Consider the following 1,727-nt stretch of genomic DNA (forward strand, 5'->3'; position numbering starts at 1 on the left):
CAACGATCAGATGAAATTTCATAACGGTCAGTCATGATGGCCCTCTTGGCAACCAGAGGACATCATTTTAACCAAGGCGACTTTTCAGACAAACCCTAGGTTCCACAAGCACAAAGCCAAGAGCGCCTGTCATTGACTTGCATCAACAAAAGCATCAAGTAGGGGCTGTACCCCGGAATCCCCGAAAACTCTGTCGGAAAACATCACCAGAGTGGTTACCGGCNCGGCTGCTTTTGCTATCCGATACGGTTTTCCGTACATATTTGGCCGCTCAATCAAGCCATTTTCGGCTTGGCGGCGTCTCTGCCGGAAAACAACTGTTTGGCGTCAATCCACACCAGTACTGGCTTCCCGCCCATGACGGAAATTTCTGGGATTCCGGCTTACAACCCCTATTATGGAAATACACCGCTGATGAAGCTCGACAAAGACCTAGTGCGAGAAATCCTGCTGGCTATCGAAGCCTACGCTGAGCCAGAAGGGCTCATCGTGCTGGAAATCGACGATCGACCTTCCGAAGAGGTCTCCTATCATGTTCGGCTCTTGGATGAAGCAGGTCTGCTGGCGGCTCTAAATACTGGCGGAATGGACCGATTCCGGTGGCAACCTCAGCGGCTGACTTACAAGGGGCATGAGTTCCTCGACACTATTCGCGATGGCGAGGTGTGGCGGCGCACCAAGGCCGGTGCAGAAAAGGCAGGTGTTGCAGGCCTAGGGGTATTGCTGGAGCTCGGGAAGGCTTATGGCAAGGAAGTGCTCAAGGAGAAGCGTAAGCGTCCGGCGAATACACATTGCATAGCAAGATGGCGATGCCACATATGCGGTAGCTGCTCCTTGAATACGCGCGTTCCGGACGATAGGGTTGAGCTGCGGCTACTCATTTGGAGTCTGAAGGAAAATTTGTGCACCCACGAGCTATCCTGTTCGATTTAGATAACACCCTGACAAACCGTGACTTGAGTATTCTGCGGTACGCCAAAGTGTTTCTGACCGATTTCAGCCATGAAATGAAGCTGGTGACGTTGGATGACATCGGAAAGCTTATTCTTCGAGAAGACAACGGCGGCTACCTTTCTCCTGAATCTAAATTTACCTCTATCCGTGAAGCGGTAGGCCAGACGCTTGCCCACGACCTGCCATGGTTAGCACCAAAGGTGCCACAGGTCTTAATCGATCACTGGATGAATAATTTTCCAACCGCCACAGTACAGATGCCTGGCGCTCTAGGTTTGATTCTAGAGCTAGAAAGCAAGGATATTAAGGTTGGTGTTATTTCTAACGGTGCTGAAAGGTCGCGCAGGCAAACCATAGTCGCATTGCCCTTCGCCGAATCGGTTAGCACGGTAATTAGCTCGGAAGCGTTTGGGATGGCTAAGCCAGCGTCCGATATTTTCCGAGCAGGGGCCGCACAGCTGGGTTTTCCTCCCGAACAGTGTTGGTTTGTAGGCGACCATCCCATAAATGACTACCAAGGTGCAAAAGCAGCGGGAATGTACGCCGTGTGGTTTCAAGGGTTTCATTCATGGCCCGAAGGCATTATGCCAGCGAAGTCTTCTATAACTTCGCTAGACGAACTACCCAATCTAATCTCACAATGGTTCCCTGGATTGGACGCTAAGTGATGTGTCCGCCCTAGGTTTTGTACGAAAAGTATTGCCGCATACAACGTAGGCTACAAGCCAGCGTGACCATGGCTGCGTAGCTCTTGGCCAGCTTGTCGTAGCGAG

2 protein-coding genes and 1 pseudogene are annotated in these 1,727 nt (G+C 51.4%); 2 read left to right on the plus strand and 1 reads right to left on the minus strand.

Annotated features, from left to right (window positions below; genetic code table 11):
• Positions 1 to 357: 357 nt before the first annotated feature.
• Positions 358 to 933: a DUF2513 domain-containing protein gene (locus AO277_RS13420; protein ID WP_223216162.1), complete on the plus strand. Its 576-nt coding sequence runs from the start codon at positions 358 to 360 to the stop codon at positions 931 to 933.
• Entirely contained in the window at positions 903 to 1,622 is a 720-nt protein-coding gene (locus AO277_RS13425) for an HAD family hydrolase (RefSeq protein WP_044320202.1), read from the plus strand. The genes AO277_RS13420 and AO277_RS13425 overlap by 31 nt, the downstream gene beginning before the upstream one ends.
• Before the next feature lie 10 nt (positions 1,623 to 1,632).
• Here the strand turns inward: AO277_RS13425 and AO277_RS13430 are convergent.
• Positions 1,633 to 1,727, minus strand: a pseudogene (locus AO277_RS13430) (IS5/IS1182 family transposase); the annotation flags it as partial.

Source organism: Pseudomonas amygdali (genome assembly GCF_002699855.1).
In the GTDB taxonomy this organism is placed as follows: domain Bacteria; phylum Pseudomonadota; class Gammaproteobacteria; order Pseudomonadales; family Pseudomonadaceae; genus Aquipseudomonas; species Aquipseudomonas amygdali.

What these genes read in the sequence shown, in the direction of transcription:
- AO277_RS13420 (WP_223216162.1), top strand. Translation starts at nt 358, where the DNA reads ATGACGGAAATTTCTGGGATTCCGGCTTACAACCCCTATTATGGAAAT.